Annotated in this window: 2 protein-coding genes; both read right to left on the minus strand. The window is 69.4% G+C overall.

The genetic code is table 11. The features are described 5' to 3' along the window. Positions 1–73: 73 nt before the first annotated feature. Positions 74–1,195: an ABC transporter ATP-binding protein gene (locus tag AOK11_RS38105; RefSeq protein ID WP_055598180.1), complete on the minus strand. Its 1,122-nt coding sequence runs from the start codon at positions 1,193–1,195 to the stop codon at positions 74–76. 13 nt (positions 1,196–1,208) lie between these two features. Continuing rightward, on the minus strand, positions 1,209–1,762 hold a 554-nt coding region (locus tag AOK11_RS38110; RefSeq protein ID WP_157869548.1), incomplete at its 5' end, for an ABC transporter ATP-binding protein.

Here is a 1,762-nt window from a genome sequence, read left to right on the forward strand (position 1 = left end):
CCAACGGCTGCTGCCCGCCCCTTCTTGGGGCGGGCAGCAGCCGTTGGCGGTGCTTCGCGTCGCGTGCTCCGAGTCACTCCTTCTCGGCGGACTCGTTCTCCAACGCCTTCAGCGCCGGGTCGAGGACGATGTCCTCGCCACGGGCCTCCGTGGTCGGGTCCTCCGGGAAGTGGCAGGCAGTCAGGTGGCCCTCACTGTTGCCGGAGATCCGGACGAGCGGCGGCTCCTCGGTGGCGCACTTGTCCTGCGCCTTCCAGCAGCGCGTGCGGAAGCGGCAGCCGGACGGCGGCATGATCGGCGAGGGCACGTCCCCGGCAAGCCGGATGCGCTCCCGGTTCTCGCTCTCGTCGTCCATGGCCACCTCGGGCACGGCCGACAGCAGGGCGTGCGTGTAGGGGTGCCGGGGCCGGTTGTAGATGGAGTCCCGGTCACCGACCTCGACCACCTTGCCGAGGTACATCACGGCCAGGCGCTGCGAGAAGTGCCGGACCACCGCCAGGTCGTGGGCGATGAACAGGAAGGCGATGCCCAGCTCTTCCTGGACCTTCTGCAGCAGGTTGACGACCTGGGCCTGGATCGACACGTCCAGCGCGGAGACCGGCTCGTCCGCCACGATGAGCTTCGGGTTGAGCGCGAGGGCACGGGCGACGCCGATGCGCTGGCGCTGGCCGCCGGAGAACTCGTGCGGGAAGCGGTTGTAGTGCTCGGGGTTGAGGCCGACGAGCTCGAGCAGCTCACGGACCCTCTTCTCCCGGCCGCCCGCCGGGTCGATCCCGTTGACCTCCATCGGCGACCTGATGATGGTGCCGACGGTCTGCCGCGGGTTCAGCGACGAGTACGGGTCCTGGAAGATCATCTGGATCTCGGACCGCACCGGGGCCAGCTGCCTGCGGGAGGCGTGCGTGATGTCCTGGCCCCGGTACTCGATCTTCCCGCCGGTCGGTTCCAGGAGCCGCGTGATGAGCCGGCCCGTGGTCGACTTGCCGCAGCCCGACTCACCCACCAGACCGACGCTCTCTCCGACGCCGACGGTCAGGTCGACCTTGTCGACGGCCTGCACGGCGCCGACCTTCCGTTTGATCGGAAAGCCGCCGTAGATCGGGAAGTGTTTGGTGAGGCCCTCGACCTTCAGCAGCGTCTCGGTCGACGCGCCGGCGGAGCCCTGCTGTGCGGGGAGGGTGAGGTTGTCGCTCATGTCTCGGATCTCCCTAGCGCAGCCGGGGCTGGATCTTGTCGATGAAGATGGTCTGCTTCTGCTCCGCCGTCAGGTGGCACGCGGTGGCACGGCCTTCGCCGAGCGGCGGACGCTCGGTGCTGCACAGGTCGCCCGGCACCTCGCCCGTGAAGGCGCAGCGCGGGTGGAAGGGGCAGCCGGAGGGCGGGTTCAGCAGGCTGGGCGGCGATCCGGGGATCGGGTTGAGCGCCTGCGAGGTGTCGCCGCCGAGGCGGGGCATCGAGCTGAGCAGGCCCCAGGTGTAGGGGTGCCTGGGCGCGCGCAGCACCTCACGGACGCTGCCGCGCTCCACGGCCCTGCCCGAGTACATTACCAGCAGGTCGTCGGCCATGTCGGAGATGACGCCGAGGTCGTGGGTGATGAAGATGATGGCCGAGCCGAACTCCTGCTGGAGTTCCTTGAGCAGGTCGAGGATCTGCGCCTGGACGGTCACGTCCAGGGCCGTGGTCGGCTCGTCGGCGATCAGCAGGTCGGGGTCGCAGATCAGTGCCATGGCGATCATGGCGCGCTGGCGCATACCGCCGGAGA

This window comes from Streptomyces hirsutus, from assembly GCF_001418415.1.
Lineage (GTDB): Bacteria > Actinomycetota > Actinomycetes > Streptomycetales > Streptomycetaceae > Streptomyces > Streptomyces hirsutus.